This window comes from Methylobacterium sp. 10, from assembly GCF_000519085.1.
GTDB lineage: Bacteria > Pseudomonadota > Alphaproteobacteria > Rhizobiales > Beijerinckiaceae > Methylobacterium.
In genome coordinates, this window is the sequence record NZ_KI912577.1 from 2,326,110 (window position 1) to 2,348,702 (window position 22,593).

Annotated in this window: 21 protein-coding genes; 14 read left to right on the forward strand and 7 right to left on the reverse strand. The window is 66.3% G+C overall.

The window, feature by feature from the left end:
• Positions 1–16: 16 nt before the first annotated feature.
• The 5 genes from K368_RS0110690 to K368_RS0110710 form a co-directional block, all read right to left on the reverse strand.
• Complete coding sequence (locus K368_RS0110690; RefSeq protein WP_027172408.1) at positions 17–631, reverse strand: aminodeoxychorismate/anthranilate synthase component II; 615 nt, start codon at positions 629–631, stop codon at positions 17–19.
• Between the two features lie 71 nt (positions 632–702).
• Positions 703–2,055: an MFS transporter gene (locus K368_RS0110695; RefSeq protein ID WP_027172409.1), complete on the reverse strand. Its 1,353-nt coding sequence runs from the start codon at positions 2,053–2,055 to the stop codon at positions 703–705.
• A 3-nt stretch (positions 2,056–2,058) separates the two neighbouring features.
• On the reverse strand, positions 2,059–2,946 hold the full coding sequence (locus K368_RS0110700) for an alpha/beta hydrolase (RefSeq protein WP_027172410.1): 888 nt from the start codon (positions 2,944–2,946) through the stop codon (positions 2,059–2,061).
• 98 nt (positions 2,947–3,044) lie between these two features.
• Complete coding sequence (trpE, locus tag K368_RS0110705) at positions 3,045–4,565, reverse strand: anthranilate synthase component I (RefSeq protein WP_027172411.1); 1,521 nt, start codon at positions 4,563–4,565, stop codon at positions 3,045–3,047.
• Between the two features lie 7 nt (positions 4,566–4,572).
• Positions 4,573–6,474: a peptidylprolyl isomerase gene (locus tag K368_RS0110710; RefSeq protein WP_027172412.1), complete on the reverse strand. Its 1,902-nt coding sequence runs from the start codon at positions 6,472–6,474 to the stop codon at positions 4,573–4,575.
• Positions 6,475–6,668: 194 nt separating this feature from the next.
• Between K368_RS0110710 and tpiA the strand changes: the two genes are divergently transcribed.
• The 9 genes from tpiA (at position 6,669) to K368_RS0110755 (ending at position 14,604) form a co-directional block, all read left to right on the forward strand.
• Positions 6,669–7,430 carry a triose-phosphate isomerase gene (gene tpiA / locus K368_RS0110715; RefSeq protein WP_027172413.1) on the forward strand — a complete coding sequence of 254 codons (762 nt, stop codon included), beginning with the start codon at positions 6,669–6,671 and terminating at the stop codon, positions 7,428–7,430.
• 155 nt (positions 7,431–7,585) lie between these two features.
• Positions 7,586–7,954: a preprotein translocase subunit SecG gene (gene secG / locus K368_RS0110720; RefSeq protein ID WP_027172414.1), complete on the forward strand. Its 369-nt coding sequence runs from the start codon at positions 7,586–7,588 to the stop codon at positions 7,952–7,954.
• A 159-nt stretch (positions 7,955–8,113) separates the two neighbouring features.
• Positions 8,114–9,742 carry a CTP synthase gene (locus tag K368_RS0110725; RefSeq protein ID WP_027172415.1) on the forward strand — a complete coding sequence of 543 codons (1,629 nt, stop codon included), beginning with the start codon at positions 8,114–8,116 and terminating at the stop codon, positions 9,740–9,742.
• Positions 9,743–9,758: 16 nt separating this feature from the next.
• The gene (locus K368_RS0110730; RefSeq protein ID WP_027172416.1) at positions 9,759–10,157 is read left to right on the forward strand and encodes a DUF350 domain-containing protein; all 399 of its coding nucleotides are present in this window, start codon (positions 9,759–9,761) and stop codon (positions 10,155–10,157) included.
• 168 nt (positions 10,158–10,325) lie between these two features.
• Positions 10,326–10,916, forward strand: a complete 591-nt coding sequence (locus K368_RS0110735; protein WP_036266186.1) for a DUF1190 domain-containing protein — start codon at positions 10,326–10,328, stop codon at positions 10,914–10,916.
• Positions 10,916–12,085, forward strand: coding sequence for a glutathionylspermidine synthase family protein (locus K368_RS0110740; protein WP_027172418.1), 1,170 nt, complete (start codon positions 10,916–10,918; stop codon positions 12,083–12,085). The genes K368_RS0110735 and K368_RS0110740 overlap by 1 nt, the downstream gene beginning before the upstream one ends.
• A 53-nt stretch (positions 12,086–12,138) precedes the next feature.
• Positions 12,139–12,591, forward strand: coding sequence for a DNA polymerase III subunit chi (locus K368_RS0110745; protein WP_027172419.1), 453 nt, complete (start codon positions 12,139–12,141; stop codon positions 12,589–12,591).
• Positions 12,592–12,622: 31 nt separating this feature from the next.
• Positions 12,623–14,221: a peptidase S10 gene (locus K368_RS0110750; RefSeq protein WP_027172420.1), complete on the forward strand. Its 1,599-nt coding sequence runs from the start codon at positions 12,623–12,625 to the stop codon at positions 14,219–14,221.
• Positions 14,218–14,604, forward strand: coding sequence for a hypothetical protein (locus K368_RS0110755; protein ID WP_245259559.1), 387 nt, complete (start codon positions 14,218–14,220; stop codon positions 14,602–14,604). Before K368_RS0110750 ends, K368_RS0110755 begins: the two co-directional genes overlap by 4 nt.
• A gap of 10 nt (positions 14,605–14,614) precedes the next feature.
• Here K368_RS0110755 and K368_RS0110760 read toward each other — a convergent pair whose 3' ends face one another.
• Together K368_RS0110760 and K368_RS0110765 are read right to left on the reverse strand one after the other, a co-directional pair.
• Entirely contained in the window at positions 14,615–15,655 is a 1,041-nt protein-coding gene (locus K368_RS0110760) for a sensor histidine kinase (protein ID WP_027172422.1), read from the reverse strand.
• The gene (locus K368_RS0110765) at positions 15,642–17,186 is read right to left on the reverse strand and encodes an ATPase domain-containing protein (RefSeq protein WP_036266189.1); all 1,545 of its coding nucleotides are present in this window, start codon (positions 17,184–17,186) and stop codon (positions 15,642–15,644) included. Before K368_RS0110765 ends, K368_RS0110760 begins: the two co-directional genes overlap by 14 nt.
• Before the next feature lie 228 nt (positions 17,187–17,414).
• On the opposite strand from K368_RS0110765, the gene K368_RS0110770 reads away from it, so the two are divergent.
• The 5 genes from K368_RS0110770 to K368_RS0110790 all read left to right on the forward strand — a co-directional run bounded on the left by K368_RS0110770 (position 17,415) and on the right by K368_RS0110790 (position 22,593).
• Positions 17,415–18,503, forward strand: coding sequence for an OpgC domain-containing protein (locus tag K368_RS0110770; protein WP_027172424.1), 1,089 nt, complete (start codon positions 17,415–17,417; stop codon positions 18,501–18,503).
• Complete coding sequence (locus K368_RS0110775) at positions 18,473–19,423, forward strand: GDSL-type esterase/lipase family protein (RefSeq protein WP_027172425.1); 951 nt, start codon at positions 18,473–18,475, stop codon at positions 19,421–19,423. The genes K368_RS0110770 and K368_RS0110775 overlap by 31 nt, the downstream gene beginning before the upstream one ends.
• A 179-nt stretch (positions 19,424–19,602) precedes the next feature.
• Entirely contained in the window at positions 19,603–20,967 is a 1,365-nt protein-coding gene (locus K368_RS0110780; protein ID WP_027172426.1) for a lipopolysaccharide biosynthesis protein, read from the forward strand.
• A complete protein-coding gene (locus tag K368_RS0110785) occupies positions 20,964–22,115 on the forward strand; it encodes a GNAT family N-acetyltransferase (RefSeq protein WP_051439836.1) in 1,152 nt (383 codons plus the stop codon). The genes K368_RS0110780 and K368_RS0110785 overlap by 4 nt, the downstream gene beginning before the upstream one ends.
• Before the next feature lie 58 nt (positions 22,116–22,173).
• Entirely contained in the window at positions 22,174–22,593 is a 420-nt protein-coding gene (locus tag K368_RS0110790) for an FKBP-type peptidyl-prolyl cis-trans isomerase (RefSeq protein ID WP_027172428.1), read from the forward strand.

Consider the following 22,593-nt stretch of genomic DNA (forward strand, 5'->3'; position numbering starts at 1 on the left):
AAAACTGATTGAAGCGTCAATGCACGCCGGCCCCTCGATTGTCACGCGCCTCGTTCCATGCGGCGGCGATGTCGAGGAAGTTCCGCAGGATCTTCGAGCCGTGGTGCGACAGGATGCTCTCCGGGTGGAACTGGACGCCGTGGACCGGCAGCGTGGCGTGTTCCAGCGCCATGATGAGCCCGTCCGCTTCCGCCGTGACGACGAGATCCTGCGGGCAGCCACCGCGCTCCACCACGAGCGAGTGATACCGCGTGGCATCGAAGGGGCCGTTCAGCCCGCGAAAGACCCCCGTGGCTCTGTGAGTGATGCTCGAGACCTTGCCGTGCATCGGCTTTGGCGCCCGTACTACGTCGCCGCCAAAGGCCTGCCCAATTGCCTGGAGGCCCAGGCAGACTCCGAAGATCGGTACCTCTCCGGAGAGATCGCGCACCACGTCGAGACACACGCCGGCCTCGTTGGGCGTGCACGGCCCCGGCGACAGCACCACCGAGTCGGGCGCGCGCTTGCGGATCTCGTCGATGGTGATCTGGTCGTTGCGCACGACATCGATCGATCCGCAAAGCGGCCCGATCAGATGGACGAGATTCCAAGTGAAGGAATCGTAATTGTCGATGACGAGGACGTTGGCCATGATCGCGCTTCTCTTGGTCTCCCTCGTGTGACGAGGTGAGGGAGGAGGGTCAAGCCTCCTGGCCTCGCGTCTTATCGATGCGGATCGCTCGGTGGCATGGCGCGGCACAATGCGAAGCCAATGACTCCGGCCGTCGCGATCACTGCCATGACGGCGGCGAGGCCGCCTGTCGCGAAGGCGAGCGCATTGATGGTGACGCCGAGGCTACCCCCGAGGAATGTCCCGGCATTGACGAGGCCGGAGCTCAGCCCCGCACTCTGCGGAGGCAGGGCGGCTAGGGCGAGACGTGGTGCCGTGGCATAGGGGAGCGCAAGGCCCGCTCCGATGAGCAGAAGCCCGATGGCGAGTGGAACGAGCGCCTCGTCTTCGGCCGCCAGCGCGACGACTGGGCTCGCCCCGACGATGGCCAGCATCGCCACCATCATCGAGATGCGCGGACCGAAGCGACGCACCATCACCGGCGCGAAGAGCGAGACGGCGAGCAACCCGGTGCTCATCGGCAGTGTGGCGAGGCCGGCCTCTACCGGGGTGAGTGCCAGCCCTTCCGATCCCTGCAGATCGATGTTGAGGAACATCAGCAGGGGAAGAATGCAGAACATGGCGACAGCACCGGTCGCGGTGGCGCGCAGGAAAGCAGGATGTGCGAGCACGTGGAAATCGACGAAGGGAGCGTCCCGGCGTCGCTCGGCCCTGACGAAGAGGACGAGGGATCCAATCGCGACGGCGGCGGGGACGAGACAGCGCGCGGGCGCTTCGAGCAGCCCCCGCACGCCTTGAAGTGCGACGATGGCGGCGACCATCAGGAGCGCCAGCAGAACAAATCCGACGTGGTCGAGGCGGGGAGGGGGGTTGCTCCCCGGAGGCGCCCGCAGCGGTGCCGAAAGAGCGATGCCGATCGCGGCGCAGAGCATCACCGCGCCGTTCAGCCAGAAGATGTCACGCCATTTCAGAAGGTGGGTGAGTGCGCCCCCGATCAGCGGTCCCAGACTGAAGCCAAACATCAGGAACCCGGCCCAGGCTCCGATCGCTCCCACGCGCCCTTCGGCGGGTACCGCTCTGCCGACGAGGGTCAGCGTTCCAGGAACGGCGAAGGCGGCCGCCACGCCTTGAAGCGCCCGACCGACGAGGACCGAGGATGCCGAACCGGCAAGCGCGATGATGTAGGAGGACAGTGTGAAAAGAAGGAGTCCCGCAAGCGCGACGCGGCCGGCGCCCACCCGGTCGGCCATCTTGCCGCCGAGGATGATGAAAGCCGCCGAGGCAAGGAGATAGGCGTTCACCGCCCATTCCACGTCGATTTCGCTGAGAGCGAGGTCTCTGCCCATCGTCGGTAGGGCGGCCATGATCGCGGTGCCATTGGCGCCGAGGCAGAGCATGCCGAGGCAGGACGCGACGACGACGCGGCCCCGCGCAGCCTCCTCCACTGATCAGATCTCCAGATGCGCGCGGATGAAGGCGCCGGCGCTCGCCAGCGATTGCCGCCCTTCGGCAAGCTGCGGATAGAACATATGCCAGGCATGGATCATGTGCGGCCAGGCCTGAAGCGTCACTGCGATGTCCGCCGAGGCGGCTACTCCGGCGAGGCGAAGGGAATCGTCGAGGAGGGTCTCGGCGGTGCCGACCTGAATCAGCATCGGCGGCAAGCCTGTCAGATCCGCGTGGAGCGGTGAGATCAGCGGGGTCGCCGCGTCCTTCCCTGCGCAATAGGCCTCCGCGAGTTCCATTAGGTACTCCCGCTGGATCAGGGGATCGACACCCGCCTTGGTGTCCATGCTAGCGCCCGTCATCTCAAGATCGACCCAGGGCGACATCAGCCAAAGACAGCGCGGAAGCGGCAGGCAGGCATCACGCAGCGAGAGGGCCGTCGCTACGGCAAGCCCGCCGCCAGCGCTCTCCCCGGACAGGGCGATGTTTCCGGGGCTGACGCCCGAATCGAGGAGGAATCGGTAACCCGCCAGGGCATCATCGAGGGCCGCGGGAAACGGATGCTCGGGGGCGAGCCGGTAATCCAGGGCCAGCGTGCGCGCTCCGGCGGCGCGGCCCGTCTCGGCCATCATGTGCCGGTGACTGTTAAGCGAGCCGGACACGTATCCGCCGCCATGCAGGAACAGGACGACGCGGGTTGGGTCCGCCTCCGGGCTCACGGTCCATTCGGCCGCCACCCCGCCGGCATCGACGGGCACGACCGTCACATCGTGGGGGATGGGATAATGTGTGCCGAATCCGTCTAGCCGCTCACGGCGCTCTTCGAGATTCGAGGATCGGGGACTGGCCGCGAGGAGATCCCTGATGGCATCGATCTCGGTCCCCGCCATCACGCTCTCCCACCATTGAGACCTGCCGATGTACAACCGATTCGATGTCTATCGGCAATCGCGATACATGCTGCGCGTCGCTTTCTAGCGCGGAAAGATTACTGCCCCCGCCGCGCCCGGCTGGCGAACATCACGGCGTCCTCGGCCGCGCGGAACAGGGCTTTCGCCTTGTTCACGCATTCCTGCTGCTCGGAGGCCGGATCGGAATCGTAGACGATGCCGGCGCCAGCCTGAACATGCATCCGCCCGTCCTTCACGATGGCGGTACGCAGCACGATGCAGGTGTCCATCTCGCCGCGCGCGCCGAAATAGCCGATGCAGCCGCCATAGGGGCCGCGCTTCTCGCGTTCCAGTTCGTCGATGATCTCCATCGCGCGGACCTTCGGCGCACCGGAGACGGTGCCCGCGGGAAACCCCGCCGAGAGGGCGTCGAGCGCGTCGTGGCTCGGGTCGAGATCGCCTTCGACATTCGAGACGATGTGCATGACCTGGCTGTAATATTCGAGGAAGAACGACCCCGTCACGGTCACGCTGCCGATGCGCGAGACCCGGCCGACATCGTTGCGGCCAAGATCAAGCAGCATCAGGTGCTCGGAGCGTTCCTTCGGATCGGCCAGCAGTTCCTCGGCCAAGGCCTTGTCCTCGACCGGTGTGGCGCCGCGACGGCGGGTGCCGGCGATGGGGCGGATCGTGACGCGACCCTCCCGCACCCGAACCAGGATCTCGGGCGACGAGCACACGACCTGGAAATCCTCGAAGTCGAGGTAGCAAAGGAAAGGCGCCGGGTTGGTCCGCCGCAGGGAACGGTAGAGGGCGAAGGCCGGCAGCGTGAACGGCGCTTCGAAGCGCTGGGACAGCACGACCTGGAAGACGTCACCGGCGACGATGTACTCCTTCGCCCGCGCGACCATGTCGAGATAGGCGCTAGGCGAGGTGTTCGAGATGGGCTCGGGATGGGCGATGGAGCGGGGGTCGATCCGCGATTCCACCGGAAGCGGACCTTCCAGGACATCGGCCACCCGCTCGAGGCGGGCGAGGGCGCCTTCATAGGCCGAACGCGCTGGCACGCCCGCGCTCGGACGCACCGGGCCGACAACGGTGATGATGTCGCGCACGGCATCGAACACCACCATGACGCGCGGCCGGACCAGGATCGCGTCGGGAACGCAGAGGGGATCCGGGTTCGACTGCCCGAGCCGCTCCATGGCCCGGACCATGTCGTAGCCGAGATAGCCGAAGAGGCCCGCCGCCATGGGCGGAAGCTCGGTGCGGTCATCGTCTCCGATGGCGCTCTCGGCGATGAGAGACCGGAGACTTGACAGCGGCGAGGCTTCGTCGGGCGCGAACGCCGACAGGTCGCAGCCCCGCGCGATCTCCGGCCGGCCGTCGCGGCAGCGCCAGGCGAGGTCGGGGTCGAGGCCGATCATTGAGTAGCGGCCGCGCACCGCACCGCCCTCGACGGATTCGAGGAGGAAGGCTGGACCGGCATGGACCGCACGCAGCTTGAGGAAGGCCGCGACCGGCGTTTCCAGATCGGCCACCAGGGTCAGGTTGAGGAGGGTCGGCCGCCCTGCCTCGTAGGCCTCCGCGAAGGCGGCGTAATCCGGCTCCTGAAACATGGTCGGTTCAGTACTCGCCGCCGATCGCGCGCCGGAACGCCGTCTGGTTGACGGTGATCCCCACGCTCTTCTGAACGTCGGCGATGTATTCGCCGAGGATGTCGTCGATGAGGGTCGCCTGGAACCGCTTGGAGATCGCCTCGTCCGAGGGGCTGGCGGGCACGAAGGCGGGCATCGTCGCCGCCGTGACCTTGGCCACAACGCGAGACTCGCCGGATTCAACCGACACAGCCTTGTCCACCGGGACGGCGAAGAGGCGGTTGACCACGTCGGCCGAGAGGCCGTCCTTGGCCTGGCTGCGGGCGATGTCCGTCGAGGTCTGCACCTGCACGCCGACTTCCGTCGCCAGCGTGTCGATGGCCTCGCCCTTGTCCAAGCGCTCGGTGAGGCTGCGGGCCTTCTCCGACAGGCGCTTGGCCACCTCTGCGGCGCGCCATTGCGCGACGGCCTGGTCGCGCACCTGGTCGAGGGGCTTGTCATGGGCGTGGTCGATGCCGGTGACGTCGACCCAGAGGTAGCCGCCCGACTTCAGGCGAAGCGCCTCGGTGTCGCTCCCGATCTCGGAGCGGAACACGATCGGCAGCGTCGTGTCGCGATCCGGGATGGAATCTATGAGCTTGCCCGACGGGTCGAGCCCCTGGGCGCTCACTGCCGGCACCGTCACGAGGGTGAGGCCCCGCTCCTTGGCGATCTCGGCCAGCGGCTTGCTGTTGGCGCGCTCGTCCTCGATCATGTCGTGGTCCTTCTCGACGGCGGTCTTGGCGCGTTCAAGGGCGATCGTCTTACGGATCTCCGGCGCCACGTCGGCAAGGGGCTTGCGCGTCTCGGGCTCGATGGCGGTGACGCGGAGAAGCACGGTGCCGAAGCGACCCTTGACCGGGACGCTCACATTGTTCTGAGCAAGCGAGAACGCGGCATCTGCTACGGCCGGATCGAACAGCTCGGCCTTCGTCAGGTTCCCCAGGGAGAGTTCCTTCGCATCGACACCGCGCGCGACCGCGACGGCCTCGAACGGCTTCTCGCCGGATTCGATCTCCTTGCGCGCGGCTTCGGCGGAGGCCTCGTCGGGGAACACGATCTGCTGGATCGTACGCCGCTCCGGTGTGCCGTATTGCGCCTTGGCGAGGTCGTAGCGCTTCTGCACGTCCTCGTCCGTGACCGCGTCTGGCTTGGCCATCGCCTGCGGATCGAGGGCGAGGAGGGTCACGGCCCGGTAGTCCGGCGCGCGGAACGCGCTCTTGTTCTCGTCGTAGAAGGTCTTCACCTCCTCGTCGGTCGGTGCGGGAATGTCACCCGCCACGGAAGGGGGCAGCATCAGGAAAGACGCCGCGCGGCGCTCGGTGGTGTAGCGATGCACGGCCTCGCGCAGGGCGGCGGGGACGTGGATGTCCGCGGCCACGGCCTCGGCGATCTGGAGCCGTCCGGCGGCGGCGCGCTGGTCGCGCACGAACATCGCCTCGTTGATCCCGGCGCGCTGCAGCGTCTGGAAGAAGAGCGTCTGGTCGAAGGAGCCGTTGGCCCCCTTGAAGGTCGGCTCTTCCTGAATCGCGCGCAGCACCGCCGAATCGGGGATCACGAGACCGAGGTCCTTGGCCTGCTGGTCGAGGGAGGCCTCGCTGATCAGCTGCGAGAGAACCTGCCGGTCGAGACCGAGGCCCCTGGCCTGATCGGGTGTCAGGCTGCGCTGCAACTGGCTCTGATAACGCTGCAGCTGCAGCTGATAGGCCGAACGCACCGCCTCCGAGGTGATCTGCGTCTTGCCCACCGTGGCCACGGTCGTCGCGGAGTTCGAGCGGAAGAAATCTTCCACGCCGAAGATCGCGACGCCGGCGATGAGGAAGGTGAAGACCACCGTGAGAATGATCTTGCCGAGCCAATGCTGGCTCGCACTACGCATGTTCTGCAGCATCGGAACGTTCGAAAATCCGTCGTGATGGCGTGCCGGGGCACGGCTCCAAGCCGCCCGCGATAGACCATCCGCTCGCCTCAGCAAAGGCCGGGGCAATCCACGAGCCCATGTTTGCGCCGGCAAGTCGGCTCTGTTACGGCCCCGCTCACGATCCGGTGAAGCCGGACCAGCATCATCTGAGCGCGAGGGATACGATGTCGAAGTCGGGACGGCGGCCGCTGATCGCCGGCAACTGGAAGATGAACGGCCTGCGCAGTTCGGTTCCGGTGGTCGAGGCCATCCGCGACGGGCTCTCGCCCGAACTCACCTCTCGGATCGACGTCCTCATCTGCCCGCCCTCTACACTGATTTCCTCCTGCGTGGCGGCCGTCTACGGATCGGCCGTTTCTATCGGCGGCCAGAACCTGCACGCCAAGGCCAGCGGCGCCTTCACCGGCAGCATCTCCGCCGAGATGCTGGCCGATCTCGGCGCGAGCTACGTCATCGTCGGCCATTCGGAGCGCCGCGCCTATCACCACGAGACCGATGACGGCGTTCATGCCAAGGCTCTGGGCGCCCGCCGCGCTGGCCTCTGCGGCATCATCTGCGTCGGCGAGACGCAGGAAGAGCGAGAAGAGGGCCGCGCCCTCGACATCGTCAGGGCGCAGCTCGCCATCGGCGTGCCGAAAGGTGCCAAGGCCTCCGATACGGTCATCGCCTACGAGCCGGTCTGGGCGATCGGTACCGGCCTGACCCCGACGCCTTCCGACATCGCCGAGGTCCATGCCTCGCTTCGCGAAATGCTCGGCCAGCTCATCGGGGCGGAGGCCGCAAAGGTGCGCATCCTCTACGGTGGCTCGGTGAAGCCCGGCAACGCCCGCGAATTGATGTCGGTGGAGAATGTCGACGGGGCCCTGGTGGGCGGCGCGAGTCTCGTCGCCTCCGACTTCCTGGGAATAGCCACCGCTTACGCCTGAGGCGATTCTCCTCTCATGAACGCCATGCAGGATTTGGCGCGGGACACCATCTCGTGTAGGAGCCTGCCCTTCGCGGACGTTCCTCGACGGGCCCCATCGGGCGCCGGATGCGCCCTTACGTGGTTCACGGACCAGGAACATCGGACTGATACGACATGAATGCCGTCCTGATCTCCATTCACCTCATCGTGGTTCTCTCCCTCATCGCCGTGGTCCTGCTGCAGCGCTCCGAAGGCGGACTCGGGCTCGGCGGTGGCAGCAGCGGCGGTGGCGTGTCGGGCTTCATGACCGGACGCGGACAGGCCAACGCGCTGACGCGGGCCACGGCGATCCTGGCGGCCCTGTTCTTCACCACCAGCATGACGCTTGCGGTCATTTCCCATCGCAGCGCCGCGCCGAAGTCGATCCTCGACGGAGTCGCGACGACGCAGCCGGTGGCGCCCAACGGCAACCTGCTCGAGACCCTTCGTCCGGGACAGGGCGCGGCCCAGCCCGCCACCCCCGAGGCGCCTCAGTCGCGCTGATCACAGACCGACGAGGCGTGGCGGACCGCTCTCACCTCGCCTCGAACCGTCGCCGGACCGGCTTTTCCACAGTTCGCGTCGATTTCGCCCTGCCGCCGTTGGCGGCGGGATCGTTTGAAATTTGGCGAATCACCCACCCTTGTTTATGAGCCGAAGCCCATGACGCGGTACGTATTCATCACCGGCGGCGTGGTCTCCTCGCTCGGCAAGGGCCTCGCTTCCGCGGCCCTCGCGGCCCTGCTTCAGGCGCGCGGCCACACGGTCCGCCTGCGCAAGCTCGACCCCTACCTGAACGTCGATCCGGGCACGATGAGCCCGACCCAGCACGGAGAGGTGTTCGTCACCGACGACGGTGCGGAGACCGATCTCGATCTCGGCCATTACGAGCGCTTCACCGGCCTCGCCGCTACCAAGGCCGACAACATCACAACCGGCCGGATCTATCTCGACATCATCACCAAGGAGCGGCGCGGCGACTATCTCGGCGCGACGATCCAGGTGATCCCGCACGTCACCAATGCCATCAAGGCGTTCGTCCTCGAGGGCAACGAGGCGTTCGATTTCGTCCTCGTGGAGATCGGCGGCACGGTGGGCGACATCGAGGGCCTGCCATTCTTCGAGGCGATCCGCCAGCTTGGCCAGGAATTGCCACGTGGCACCGTCGCCTTCGTCCACCTGACGCTGCTTCCTTACATCCCCTCGGCCGGCGAGTTGAAGACGAAGCCGACGCAGCACTCCGTCAAGGAGCTGCGTTCCATCGGCATCCAGCCGGACATCCTGCTCTGCCGCTGCGACCGACCGATTCCGGTGGAAGAGCGGCGCAAGCTCGGCTTGTTCTGCAACGTGCGCGAGACCGCCGTCATCGAGGCGCGCGACGTCGCCTCGATCTACGACGTGCCGCTCTCCTACCGCGAAGCCGGGCTGGACCGGGAAGTCCTGGCGCATTTCGGCATCGAGCCCAAGGGCGAGCCCGATCTCGCGCGCTGGACGACGATTTCCGAGCGCGTGCGCAATCCGGAAGGCGAGGTTTCGATCGCCATAGTCGGCAAGTATACCGGCCTGAAGGACGCCTACAAATCCCTGTCCGAGGCCCTCACCCATGGCGGCATCGCCAACCGGGTGAAGGTCAACCTCGAATGGATCGAGTCCGAGGTGTTCGAGGGCGGGGACCCGGCGCCTTTCCTCGAGGGGATCAACGGCATCCTCGTACCCGGCGGGTTCGGACAGCGCGGCGCCGAGGGCAAGATCCGCGCGGCCCGCTTCGCCCGCGAGCGCAAGATCCCGTATTTCGGCATCTGCTTCGGCATGCAGATGGCCGTGATCGAGGCGGCTCGTTCCCTCGCCGGCGTCGAGGACGCCAATTCCACCGAGTTCGGAGAGACCGGGGAGCCGGTGGTCGGCCTGCTCACCGAATGGCTCAAGGGCAACGAACTGGAGCGACGCGCCGCACAAGGTGATCTCGGCGGCACCATGCGGCTCGGCGCCTACAAGGCGACCCTCGGCGCAGATACCAAAATCGCGGAGATCTACGGCGGCACCGAGATTTCCGAGCGCCATCGGCACCGCTACGAGGTCAACATGGCCTATCGCGAGCGGCTGGAAGCCAAGGGCCTGCGCTTCTCGGGTCTCTCGCCGGACGGTCTTCTGCCCGAGACGGTGGAACATGCCGGACATCCCTGGTTCATCGGCGTCCAGTTCCATCCGGAGCTGAAGTCGCGGCCGTTCGAGCCGCACCCGCTGTTCAAGAGCTTCATCTCGGCCGCCATCGTGCAGAGCCGGCTGGTCTGAGCGCGGGACGGGCGCCATGGTCTCGATCTCGGGTCTGCCCGCCTTCATCGCCTATGTGGCGGCGGCCTTCGGCCTCGTGGCGGTCTATCTCGCGGTCTACCTGTCGGCGACGTCCCATCGCGAGATCGCGCTGATCCGCGCGAACAACGCCTCGGCCGCCATCGCGCTCGGCGGAAGCCTCATCGGCTACACGCTGCCGCTCTCGGTGGCGATCTACAATGCGCAATCGATCCTCGACTGCATCGTCTGGGGGCTGGTCGCCCTCATCGTGCAGATCCTGGTCTATTTCGTCGTTCGGCTGATCCTGCCGGACCTGTCTCAGCGCATCGAGGGCGGGGAGATGGCGGCGTCCATCCTGCTCGCCGCGTCGTCCCTGGCGGGCGGCATCGTCAACGCCGCATCCATGACCTACTGAGCCGGCGACCGGCGAATTTTTCCGCCGCCGGTTTCAAACGGTCAAGCTCGATCTTACATTCGGGTCCAGGCGGCATCGTGCCGTGAGGGAGCAGGTCGTCGGAAGGCGGCCCATACCGGGATGCCATCCGAGACCAGATCACCGACACCCGTCAAGCCGCCGCGCCTCATGCGCTCGCAGACGGTCACCCTCGTCATGCTGGCGGGAGCGGGCGCAGCCGCCTTCGGTCTGGCAAGGATCGATCCGTCGCAGAACGAGGAAGATGTGCTCGTCTACCCGAATGCGGAGGCTTGTATAGCCGGACGCATTCGGACGGACGCGGATTGCCGGGAGGAGTATCTCACCGCCCGCGCGAGCTATCCCGGAGCTGCACCGCTCTACGCGACGATGATCGATTGCGAGGCACATCACGGTGCGTCCCACTGCCTGCCTGGGGACGGCATCGTCCTGAGTGCGACCGGGCGCTTCGTCCCGAGGATGGCCGGCTACGTCATCGGCAGGCGGGCGGATCAAGGACTCACGCCCCAGCCGATCTTCGACCATGCGCCGAAGTCCGCGAGTGCGGTCAGCGCCGGCTACTCGGGTGGCGCGGGCTATTGCACGGGTTGGGGCGGACGGATCACCACGTCTTCGGGCGGTGCGTCCTCCACTGCGCGGGTCGCCTCGTCGGCGGTGCGCCAAGTCGCATACGGTGGCTTTGGAAGCACCGGCCGTTCGTTCTCGTCGCATGGCTTTTCGAGCCATGGAAGCGGTGGCTGATGCGGCGCGTGGCCATCGGCGAACGACCGGATTGGCGAGACACCGCCCGTCGGCATGGTTTCACCTTCCACACCCTCGATGGCGCGGCGTACTGGTCCGAGAGCCACGCCTACGCCTTCACGCTCGCCGAGATCGAGAACGATCTCGAAGGGCCGAGCGCGGAGATCCACGCCCTGTGCCTCGCCTTCGTCGGGGATGCCGTCGAGGACGAGCGGATCCTGGCCTCCCTCGACATTCCCCTCCATGCCCGGGATGGGATCCGAGCGAGTTGGAAACGGGGAGACCCCTCCCTCTACGGGCGCCTCGACTTCTCCTATGGCGGGGCATCCGCCGGGCCGGCCAAGCTTCTCGAATACAATGCCGACACGCCCACCGCCCTCTATGAATCCGGCGTGTTTCAATGGCTCTGGCTGGAAGAGGGGCTGCGAACCGGCATGCTGCCCGAGGCGGCCGACCAGTTCAACTCCCTCCACGAGAAGCTGGTGGCCCGCTTCCGCGCGCTTCGCGGTGATGGCGCGCTGGCCTTCACCGCCTATGCCGATGCGCCCGAGGACAGGGGCACGGTGGCCTATCTCGAAGATTGTGCGCGCCAAGCGGGGCTCGCGACCTGTTTCCTCGACCTCGCCGATATCGGACGGGACGAGGACGGACGCTTCGTCGACCGGGTCCATGCGCCGATCCCGCAGCTGTTCAAGCTCTACCCCTGGGAATGGGCGTTTACGGATGCCTTCGGCGAGGGGCTCGGCGCGACGACGACCCGCTTTCTTGAACCACCTTGGAAGGCCATCCTGTCGAACAAGGGATTGCTCGCGCATCTCCACGCCCGCGAACCCGGTCACCCGAACCTGCTGCCGGCTTTCTTCGAGGACGATCCGCGAAAGGCTTCGCTCGGAACGTCCTTCGTCAAGAAACCCCTGGTCTCGCGGGAAGGCGCCAACATCCTCATGGTACGCGACGGTGCCGTCCTGGCGCAGGATCACGGCCCTTACGGCGGCGGCCGGCATATCCGCCAGGCGCTGGCCGAGCTGCCGGACTTCGAAGGCCGCCGGCCCGTCATCGGCTCGTGGATAGTAGGGGACGAGGCGGCGGGCCTTTGCATCCGAGAAAGCGCGGTCCCGATCACCGGCAACGCCGCCCTGTTCGTCCCTCATTTCATCGAGCCCGCCTGAAGAGCGGCATCCCGCCGCTTTCAAAACGGCGGCATTGGCCTATCCTGGGCCGCGTGACCGAGATCCTGTTCTACCATCTCCAGCAGCAGCCCCTCGAAAAGGTTCTGCCGAACCTCGTCGAGCGATCGTTGGAGCGCCAATGGCGCGCGGCGATCCAGGTATCGGGAGAGGAGCGGCTGCAGGCCCTCGACGATCATCTCTGGACCTATAGCGACGACAGCTTCCTGCCGCACGGGACGGACCGTGACCCGCAAGTGGCGAGCCAGCCCGTCGTGCTGACCCTGCAGGACGGCAATCTCAACGGCGCCGCCATCCGTTTTCTCGTGGACGGCGCGCCGCTGCCGCCCGACGCTTCGGAGTATCAGCGTATCTGTGTCCTGTTCGACGGCAACGATCAGGACGCGCTGCTCGGTGCGCGGGCGCAGTGGAAGCAGGCGAAGGAAGCAGGCCATACCATCGCCTACTGGCAGCAGGACGAATCCGGCCGCTGGCAGAAAAAGGCGTGACCGCGTCGCCTATCACCGCAAAGGGAGCCGCATGATCCGAGGTTTGATCGTCTCGACCCCGAGCCGTCGCGATGGCGGCGCGAGGCTACTCGCCCTCGCCCTGTCCGCCATCGCCCTCGTCACCGCTCAACCGGGCATGGCACAATCGCCTCAAGCGGGCGACAGGCCGCAGGAGCGGCGGGCCACCGAGCCGCGAGGGCCGGAAGGACGCAAGCTTCCCTCCGACGTCACCACCGAGCACAGCGTCACCCTGCCGGATGGCCGCACCCTGCGCTTCACCGCCACCGCCGGCAGCCTGCCCCTGGTGGATGAGGGCGGAAAGCTCCAGGCGGAGATCGCCTTCATCGCCTATCGTCTCGCGGACAGGAGCGAGGCGACCCGGCCCGTGACCTTCGCGATCAATGGCGGCCCCGGCGCGGCTTCGGCCTATCTCAACATCGGCGCGATCGGACCCTGGCGCCTGCCCCTCGACGGCATGAGCATAAGCCCGTCTACGCCCGTGAGCCTCGTCCCCAACGACGGTACATGGCTGGATTTCACCGACCTCGTCTTCCTCGATCCCGTGGGCACGGGATACAGCCGCGCGGCAGATGGCGACGCCAAGCGCTACTGGAGCGTCGATGCCGATGCGTCAGTGCTATCCTCAGCCATTGCCCGGTGGCTGCGCACGAACGACCGGATCGCGGCGCCCAAATTCTTCGTCGGCGAGAGCTATGGCGGCTTTCGCGGGCCGCTCATCGCGGCAAAGCTGCAGGAAGAGATCGGCATCGGCCTTTCCGGCATGGTCCTTCTGTCGCCGGTGCTCGACTTCGCCTGGCTGCAATCGCCGCGCTCGACCCCTTGGGGCCACGTGACGAAACTGCCGTCCTACGCCGCCGGCGCCATCGAGCGGGCCGGCGGTACGCCGAGCCGGAAGGCTCTGGCCGAGACCGAGGCCTATGCCACCGGCGATTACCTCGCCGATCTGCTCAAGGGCCCGTCCGACCAGGCGGCTCTGGCACGGCTCGGCGACAGGGTGGGAGCCATCACCGGTCTCGATCCGGCCTTCGTCCGGCGTCAGGCCGGTCGCCTGAGCTCGAACAGCGTCCAGCGCGAGATCGGTGCGGACGAGGGCCGTGTCGCCAGCGCCTACGATACCGGCATCACCGGGTGGGATCCGGACCCGGCCGCGACCTTCTCCGGCTTCGAGGACCCGTTGCTCACCGCGATGCAGGCGCCGCTGACGAGCGCGATGATCGAGCTCTACGGCGCGAAGCTGAACTATCGCGTGCCCGACCTTCGCTACGAACTTCTCAACGGCGCGGTCAGCCGGGGTTGGGGATGGGGCGGCGGGCGCATGGCACCGGAATCCCTCGGCGCCCTTCGCGGCGTCATGGCCCTCGACGGCAACCTGCGCGTCCTCGTGGCCCACGGCTTCACCGATCTCGTGACGCCGTACTTCACCTCGAAGCTCCTGATCGACCAACTCCCGGCCTTCGGCGGCGACAGGCGGATCGACCTCGCGGTGTATCCGGGCGGCCATATGTTCTATTCGCGGCCGGACTCTCGTGCGGCCTTCCACAAGGATGCCTCCGATCTCTACGCCGTTGCACTGAAGGCGCGGGCCGGCACTGCGAAGGACGTGAAGTGACGAACGCCTCGCCTCGCCTGAGAATGGCCGCCGCGTATGTCGCGAGCCTCGCAGTCCTCGGTGCCTGCACCACGAGCGAGCGCGAAGCACCGGTGCGAGTGCAGGCTCCTGTAGCCGTCTCGCCGGCCCCGTCGCCGAGCGTCACTGGGCCGGTCCTCAATGCCGATGGAAGCTGCAGTCAGGCCGCGCCGGGTACCGCGACCGTGATCGAGCCTGGGATCGGCGAGTGCGATCTCGTCCGGCTCAAGGGAAAGCCCGCGACGGACGTGCTGGTCGGGGAGGGGCGTTCCGGTCGCGAGGTCCAGGTGCTCTACAGCGAGCCGGGAGCCAAGGAACTGTACTTCTTCGTCAACGGCCGCCTCGACCGGATCGTGAAATCCTGATCCCGACGGGTCAGTATGCGGGGACCAGCCGGTCCTCCGGCAGGGGGGCGATCATCTGGAACCGCAGGCCCTCGGCGTCATAGGCAATGACGACTTCGGCATTGCATTGCTGCGCGAGCACGCGTTGGAGCAGCGTCGAGCCGAAACCCTTGCGCTCCGGAGGCTTCACGGGAGGGCCGCCTGTTTCCGTCCAGCTCAGATCGAGCACCCGCCCGGCCTCTCGCCGGTCGACGCTCCAGCGAACCGCGATCCGACCGGATGGCAGCGACAGCGCGCCGTACTTGGTCGCATTCGTGGTCAGTTCGTGGATTGCCATGCCGGTGGGGACGGCGAGATCCGCGGCCAGTTCGATCGCCGGTCCATCGAGAACAATCCGGCTGGTGGTCGCATCGTTGTAATGACCGAGCTCGTTTTGAAGCAGTTCGCGGAGCGGGGCCGTCTGCCAGTAATCCTCGGTGAGCAGGTTGTGCGTCTTGCCCAGCGAGACGATTCGGTCCGAAAACGACTGATAAAACGTGTTCACGTCCTTGGTGGAGCGCGCCGTCGCTCCAAGGAGCCCCTGGACGGTGGCGAGCGTGTTCTTGACGCGGTGGTGAAGCTCTCGGATCAATAGGGCCTGCCGCTCGTGCGTCCGCTGGCGTTCCTCCAGATAGGCCTGCACCTCGCGCTGCCGCCGCCGGGCCCGCAGGGCGGAGCGCACTGCATTGGCCAGCACCGCAGGGTGGAACGGCCGTTCCAGCACGGTCACGTTGCCCAGGAGATCGGTCAACCGCACATCCGGCGAACCGCCGCGAGAGCTGAGCAGCACGAAGGGAAAGTCCGACCAGGGCGGCTGCCTTTCGACCCATTGGGCGATGGCGTTGCGGTCCCAGCGCAGCAAGGCTTCCTCGGTCATCACCGCACAGGCGGCGCCATCGAGGCCGGCCACCAAGGCGTCGAGGGTCGAGATCGAATCCGAAGCGATACCCACCTCCGCCAGAATTGCCGAGGCCACCGTCGCGTCACGTCCCAGAGGTGCGAGGATCAGGACGACCGGTTCAGGATGCGGCATCGCGTCCGGGCTCGTTGAGGGTCTCTCCATCCGCCTCGATACGTTCGACGAGAAGATTGTCGCCACTCCCGTCATAGGTGGGCACGCCCGTCAGGACACCGCGGAATTTTTGTAGGGGCTCGCCGACCCGCAATCCGCCGGCGTCGATCTTGAACTCGCGGATCGTGTCCTCGTGCGGACCGGTCCGCTTCTTGAGAACGGACAAGGCCCGGCGAACCCGGCCGCCGGCCTCGAAGAAGCGCAGCATCACGACGGTGTCGCTGACATAGGTCAGGTCCACCGGCGATTCCATTTTGCCCACCATGCCGTGCTGGGCGAGGATCAGGATCGTCACGACGCCCTGCTGGTTCAGGTAGGTGACGAGCTCGTGCATCTGCAAGACGAGGTGGGGCTGGCCCGCCATGGCGGTCATGTAGCCCGTGAGGCTGTCGATGATGACGATTCTGGTCGCGTCCTGCTCCACCGCAGTGCGGATGCGCCCCGCGAAATCGCCGGGCGACACGTCGGCGGGATCGATCTGCTCGATCTGCAGCGATCCGGCCTCGATGAAATCCGCCAGGGGCATCCCCACACTCCGGGCGCGTTGCAGCAGGATGCCGCGCGTCTCGTCGAAGCTGATGATGAGGCCGCGTTCGCCACGGTCCAGGGCGGCCACCAGGTAGCTCATGGCGAGGGTGGATTTGCCGGCGCCCGATGGCCCGATGATGAGGCTCGTCGTTCCCCGGTCGAGGCCGCCGCCCAGAACCCGATCGAGTTCGGCGACGCCGCTTTCCACCGAGCCTGTCTCGAAGCTGCTCAGATGGTCGCTTGCGACCAGGCGCGGATGCACCAGGATGCCGCCCTTCCGGATGACGAAATCGTGGTAGCCGCCCTGATACTCCGTGCCTCGCATCTTGATCACGTGGATGCGTCGCCGCGGAGCACCATAGGCCGGCGTCACCTGTTCGAGGCGGATCACGGCGTGGCTGATGGAATGCAGGTTGAGGTCGTCGTGCTCGGCGCTGAGATCGTCGAGCATCAGCGCGGTGACGTCGTTGAGGAGGAAGTAGCTCTTCAGCGCGAGCACTTGGCGCCGGTAACGCAGCGACCCCTGCGACAGAAGCCTGATCTCCGACAGGCTGTCGAACACGACGCGGCTCGGCTTCACCCGCTCCATCTCGCTGAGAGCCATCCGCACTGTTTCACCGAGTTCGAGGTCGGACGAATGGACGAGGCTCTGCTGCAGCTTCGAATCCAGGCTGAGTTCCGGTGGAACGAGTTCGTAGATCTCGATCCCCTCCAGCGACCAGCCGTGCCGCTCGGACACGGACATCAACTCGCGGCGGCTCTCCGACAGGGTGATGTAGAGGCATGTCTCGCCCCTCGCGACGCCGTCGAGGAGAAACTGCAGGCCGAGGGTCGTCTTGCCGCCGCCGGGCCGTCCCTCGACGAGGTGGGCGCGCTGTGCGGCGTACCCTCCCGACAGGATCGCATCGAGACCAGGAACCCCAGTGGGAATCGGCTGGGCGTCGTTGGGGGGACTGGCTGACATCGACACGTCCGGTGGGTACGGCATCGGCTGAGCATAAGTTTCCGCGCCGGCCATGTCCCCGATAAATCGGCCACAGTGCGGATTCATCCCATGCGAGAGCGCCAGGATACGGCCTTTGCAGATTGCCGCGTACCGCATTATCAGACCGTGCCGTTGCGCTGCGAGGAGGCCATCGATTCCGCCTCGCGCTCCACCAACCCGCCCGACATTCCGGAGTTCGGATCCCTTATGCGCGAACCGAACGCGATCGACTTCTGGCGCGGCCTCGCCCTCGTGACGATCTACGTCAACCACATCCCGGGCAACACGTTCGAGCGCTACACCTACTCGCAATACGGCATCTCGGATGCGGCCGAATTGTTCGTGTTCCTGGCCGGATGGTCGATCGGGATCGCCACTCGCGGGCGCGACGGACAGCCGGAGGCACGCCTGAAAAGCGTTCTCCGTCTCCTCTCCCGCACGATTGAAGTCTACCGCGCCCAGATTACGACGATGGCGATCGCTCTGGCCATGATCGCCGGAACGGCTCTCCTTCTCGACAACCCGCTTCTTCTCGAATGGCACAATGCCGGCGGCTTCTTCGCGGACCCCATACAGACCACCGTCGGTTTCGTGCTGCTCACGCATCAGCTCGGCTTCTTCAACATCCTGCCGCTGTACGTCGTGCTCCTGGGCATTGCCCCCGTCTTCATCCTGCTGGCTCGGGTGAGCCGGATCGCGGCGCTCGGCCTGTCCTTCGCGCTCTATGCCGCAAGCCTCGTCTTCGAATGGAACCTGCCATCCTGGCCAGGGGAGGGGGATTGGTTTTTCGATCCCCTATGCTGGCAACTCCTGCTCGTACTTGGATTCGTCGGGCAGGATCTGAACCGCCAATCCGATACGCTGCGGCGCTGGTCGCGGCGGCTGATGCCCTTGGGTGTCGTCATCGTCGTGCTCGGTATCGTTCTTTCGGTGTTCGACCTCCGGCCCGATCCGTTGCTCGTTCCTGATCCGCGCCTCATCTTCTCCTTTGACAAGACCTACCTGTCGCCCGCCCGGTTGATCCATTTCATCGGGGTGCTGCTCGCATTCCAGGGCGTCTACGCGCTCGTCGTCCCGCATGTCGGTGCGGTCGGTCGATATTTGACGGGACTCGGCCGTAATTCACTGGCAGTCTTCTCCATTGGTTCGCTCCTGAGCCTTGCTGCACAACTCGTGCGGTTTTGGACGGGGGGCGGCATCCTGGTGGATGTCGCCGTCATGGGATTCGGTTTGTTCGCTCTGGGCTTCACTGCATGGTTCGTCGAATGGCGCTCGCGCAAACCTCGGCACTCCTGATCTCCCTCGGCCTCGCCTCCCTGGGAATGATCGTCGGATCATCGCAGGCCGGGGCGGAAGGTGGTGCGACGATCATCTCACCGCCGACAGCGGCGGCGCCCGCTCCCGGCGGCGAGGCGTCGGAAGCCGTTGATGTGAGCCTGTCTCCCGAATGCCGGGTGCCGGGCTCCAAGCTCTACACCCTCGCCCGGTTGGGTGCGGTGAAGGCGGCGCTCAAGGAGAAGCGTCCGGTGCGCGTACTGGCCATCGGTTCGTCCTCGGCCGGCGCCGGAGCCTCGGCGACCTATCCGGTCAAGCTGGAGACGGCCCTGGAGCGCTCGCTTCCCAACGTGGATGTGGAGGTCGAGAGCCGGGGCATGCAGGGCGAGATCGCTTCCGGCGCGGCCGAGCGCCTTCGCGGTATGGTGGCGGAGGTGGAGCCCGATCTCGTAGTCTGGCAGGTCGGCACCCACGATGCACTCGCCCGCGTCGATCTCGATGCGTTCGCAAGCGCCCTCGACGAAACGGTTCAGTGGATCAAGTCGCACGAGATCGACGTGGTGCTGGTCAATCCCGTTTATACCGCGTCGTTGGCTCAGGACGAGTATTACAGCAGCATCGTCCGCAAGGTACAGGAGGTGGCCCTGCGCGAAGGTGTTCCCCTGGTGCAGCGCTACGAGGCGATGCGCTACTTGTCCGGCAGCAGTGACAAGGGCGAAGCGCATATGCTGGGGCGCCAGTTTCGCCTCAACGACCTCGGGCTGCGCTGCATGGCCGAACATGTGACGCGGGCCATCACTCTCTCTCTGCTCCAACCCGACCCGGCCGCGACAGGGACGGCCGGTACGCCGGCCCTGATCGTCGCGCCGCCGAAGGATGCGTCGGTCAAGCCGCCATCGCCGCCACGGAGTGACGGTACATCGGTTCAGGACAAACCGTGACGCGCAACGACTCTGGCGCGCTCCGTTTCCATTAGCCCGGCCCCAACTGGCGTCGCCCTGCACATCGACGTTGGAGCGATGCTGTAAAAGTCCTGGTCGTGGGTACCCGTCTCGGAAAACGGAATCCCAGTTTCCGGAATGATGCACCAGGATCGGACTTTAGATCTCAGAGGGCCGAAGTGGGATTAGCGACGGACGGGACGGAGGGGCGCACCCTCGGCGCGGCGATTGTCCGCTTCAAGACGTTCCGCTCAGGTGCCGCGGGGGCGGCCCTCGACGTCTTCGCCATCCGTATCGTGGCCGCCCTCTTCGCCTACGGGGCGCAGGTGCTGATGGCACGCCTGATGGGACGGACGGAATACGGTATTTTCGCCTCGATCTGGGTTTGGATCGCCATCCTCGGGCATTCCTCGACGCTGGGATTCGCCCAGGGCGCTTGCCGATTTCTACCCGCTGATCAGGCGAGGGGCGACCTCGCTCATGTCCGTGGGTTCCTGATCGGGGGCGCATGGGTGACCGGTGCGTGCGCATGCGCCGTCGCATGCCTCGGCCTCGCGCTGGTCTGGATGCAAGGTACCCTCCTCGGAGGGCCGTATGCCGGTCCACTACTCCTTGCCGCACTCGTTCTACCACTCTTCACCCTGCAGGATTTTCTCGAGGGAGTCGCGCGCAGTCAGAACTGGGCGGTGCTTGCCATTGCGCCACCCTATCTCCTCCGCCAGGGCCTGATCATGGCGGCCATGCTGGGTGCGGTCGCCATCGGTGCACCGGCGGAGGCGTGGGTTGCCGTCGCCTGCACCCTGGCCGCCACGGGCATTGCCCTGGCTGTCCAGGCATGGCTTCTCATCCTACGTCTGCGCGCGGTCCTACCCTCCGAGATACCGCACTATCGTTGGCGGGCTTGGCTCCGGGCCTGCCTCCCGATCGGGGCGGCCGATCTCGCGCATTCGGCCTTCAACATGGTCGACGTGGTCATCCTCAGTGTGCTGATGCCGCCAACGGCAGTAGGCCTCTATTTCGTCGCGACGCGGATTCAGCAATTCGTCCCCTTCGTGCATTATGCGGCGTCCGCGGCCACCGCTCAGCGCTTTGCCGCCATCCATGCATCGGCGGATGTCGCAGGTCTGAAACGCTTTGTCCGCATCCAGGCTCAGCTCACCTTCGCTGCCACAGTGACGGTCGGTCTCCTCATCGTCGCAGCGGGGCCGTTCCTGCTCACTATGTTCGGACCGGAATTCGGAGTGAGCTTCCCCCTCCTTGCCGTGCTGGTGGTTGGCCATGTCGGCGCCAGCCTGTTCGGGCCCGGCGAGGATCTGCTGACCATGATCGACGGCGAGCGTCTCGGCGCCGCCATCACCCTGGCGATGCTGGCCGTGGCAGCCCTCCTATGTGTGGCCCTAGTCCCATTGATGGGTGTCATGGGAGCCGCCATCGCCATGGCGCTGGCCACCGCCCTTCGCGGAGCCGGAATGGCAGTGGCAGCTTTCTTCGTGCACGGCATCGTCACGCCGGTCCTGCCGTTTTCAGGCCGCGCCCACTCATGAAAACGGAACTTCAAGGGGTGAAGGGTCGACGCTCCGTCTCGATCGTGACCTACTCGGAATTAGCCGCCGATCCCGATGCCTGGGACGCCCTGATGGGCCGGGCGCTCACCACGCATCCGCATTACAGCCGCCATGTGATCGCGGCCCACCACGCTGCGGGGCTCGCCGATGCGAACCTTACCTTCGTTGCGGTGCAAGGGCCGAACGGCCTCGATGCGCTGCTGCCATTCGCATGCAGGCGCGACGTCAGCGGACTGGGATCGAAGGTGGTGCGGCCCTTCCTCTCGCCCTTCATCACGCAAACGAGCCCACTCGTCGCCGACGACCCGGATCTGTTGGAGATTCTCGACCTGCTGGTGACGGGTCTGCGATCTGCCTCCGATGGCCGAATCTGGCGCTGGCCGCTCCTTCCCACCTCGACAAAGCTCGGTGGGGAACTTCTGGCGGCGATGGATCGCGCGGGCTGGCAGCACGGTGTCGCCCACCGTTTCGAGCGGCCGATTGTGGAGCGCCGCACGTCATATGCCGCCTTCCTCGCAGACCATCCGCACCGTTCGCGCATGAAGGATCTGCGCCGTCGCCATCGTCGTCTGTCGAAGCGTGGCACGCTCAGCCTCGATGTCGCCACCCACGGTGAATCCTTGGACGATGCCGTCGCCGGTTTCCTTACCCTGGAACGGGCGGGATGGAAGGGCAGGGCCGGGACGGCGCTTGCCTGTCGCCCGCAGCATGAGGCTTTCGCGTTGGGCCTGTTCGCCGATGCGAACGGCCCGGTCGGGCTGCGAGCCGACATCCTTCGGCTGGACGGCCGCCCCCTCTCGATCAGCCTCGCCCTCCTGGCGGGCGGCACGGCCACCCTTTTGAAGACGACATACGACGAGACCGAGCGCTCCAGCGCTCCGGGACTTCTGCTGGAGGCCCAGATCATCGAGGCGCTGCACGAGACGGAGTTTGCCCGGCGCCTCGATTCGGCGACGCTGGCGGGCTCTGTCCTGGAGGATGTCTTTCCGGACCGGGAGACGATCTGCGAGATCGTCGCCGCCCCGAGGGGAGGGGGGCGCCTGCTCCCGGTGGATCTGCGCATATGCCTCGCCATGATCGAACGGGACGCCAAGGCGCTGATCAAGCGGATCTTGAGCAGGCGCTGACGCGCGGGCGCAGCCGTGCTAGTCGGCCTGTTCGGCACGCCAGACAGGAACTATCCCCATGCGTCGTCCGCTTCTTGCCCTTACCGGAGCCTTGTTGATCGCCATGACCGCTTCCGCATCCGCCGAGACCGTGACCACGCCTTCGGGCCTGCAATATCGCGACGAAGTCGTCGGCACCGGCCCCTCGCCGCAGACCGGCAAGAAGGTCAGCGTCCACTACACCGGCTGGCTCGACGACGGCGGCAAACCCGGCAAGAAGTTCGATTCCTCACGCGACCGCGGCCAGCCTTTCAGCTTTACCCTCGGCATCGGTCAGGTCATCGGCGGCTGGGACCAAGGGGTCGCCACGATGAAGGTCGGTGGCAAGCGCACGCTCATCATCCCATCCGACCTCGGCTATGGCGCGCGCGGCGCCGGTGGCCTGATCCCACCGAACGCCACGCTCATCTTTGATGTCGAACTGCTCGGCGTGAACTGA

Coding starts and splice junctions, on each gene's coding strand:
- K368_RS0110730 (WP_027172416.1), top strand. CDS start 9,759: ATGGTCTCGATCTCGGGTCTGCCCGCCTTCATCGCCTATGTGGCGGCG.
- K368_RS0110735 (WP_036266186.1), top strand. CDS start 10,326: ATGCGCTCGCAGACGGTCACCCTCGTCATGCTGGCGGGAGCGGGCGCA.
- K368_RS0110700 (WP_027172410.1), bottom strand. CDS start 2,946: ATGGCGGGGACCGAGATCGATGCCATCAGGGATCTCCTCGCGGCCAGT.
- K368_RS0110740 (WP_027172418.1), top strand. CDS start 10,916: ATGCGGCGCGTGGCCATCGGCGAACGACCGGATTGGCGAGACACCGCC.
- K368_RS0110750 (WP_027172420.1), top strand. CDS start 12,623: ATGATCCGAGGTTTGATCGTCTCGACCCCGAGCCGTCGCGATGGCGGC.
- K368_RS0110760 (WP_027172422.1), bottom strand. CDS start 15,655: ATGCCGCATCCTGAACCGGTCGTCCTGATCCTCGCACCTCTGGGACGT.
- K368_RS0110690 (WP_027172408.1), bottom strand. CDS start 631: ATGGCCAACGTCCTCGTCATCGACAATTACGATTCCTTCACTTGGAAT.
- K368_RS0110710 (WP_027172412.1), bottom strand. CDS start 6,474: ATGCTGCAGAACATGCGTAGTGCGAGCCAGCATTGGCTCGGCAAGATC.
- tpiA (WP_027172413.1), top strand. CDS start 6,669: ATGTCGAAGTCGGGACGGCGGCCGCTGATCGCCGGCAACTGGAAGATG.
- secG (WP_027172414.1), top strand. CDS start 7,586: ATGAATGCCGTCCTGATCTCCATTCACCTCATCGTGGTTCTCTCCCTC.
- K368_RS0110765 (WP_036266189.1), bottom strand. CDS start 17,186: ATGTCAGCCAGTCCCCCCAACGACGCCCAGCCGATTCCCACTGGGGTT.
- K368_RS0110725 (WP_027172415.1), top strand. CDS start 8,114: ATGACGCGGTACGTATTCATCACCGGCGGCGTGGTCTCCTCGCTCGGC.
- K368_RS0110770 (WP_027172424.1), top strand. CDS start 17,415: ATGCGCGAACCGAACGCGATCGACTTCTGGCGCGGCCTCGCCCTCGTG.
- trpE (WP_027172411.1), bottom strand. CDS start 4,565: ATGTTTCAGGAGCCGGATTACGCCGCCTTCGCGGAGGCCTACGAGGCA.
- K368_RS0110785 (WP_051439836.1), top strand. CDS start 20,964: ATGAAAACGGAACTTCAAGGGGTGAAGGGTCGACGCTCCGTCTCGATC.
- K368_RS0110790 (WP_027172428.1), top strand. CDS start 22,174: ATGCGTCGTCCGCTTCTTGCCCTTACCGGAGCCTTGTTGATCGCCATG.
- K368_RS0110775 (WP_027172425.1), top strand. CDS start 18,473: ATGGCGCTCGCGCAAACCTCGGCACTCCTGATCTCCCTCGGCCTCGCC.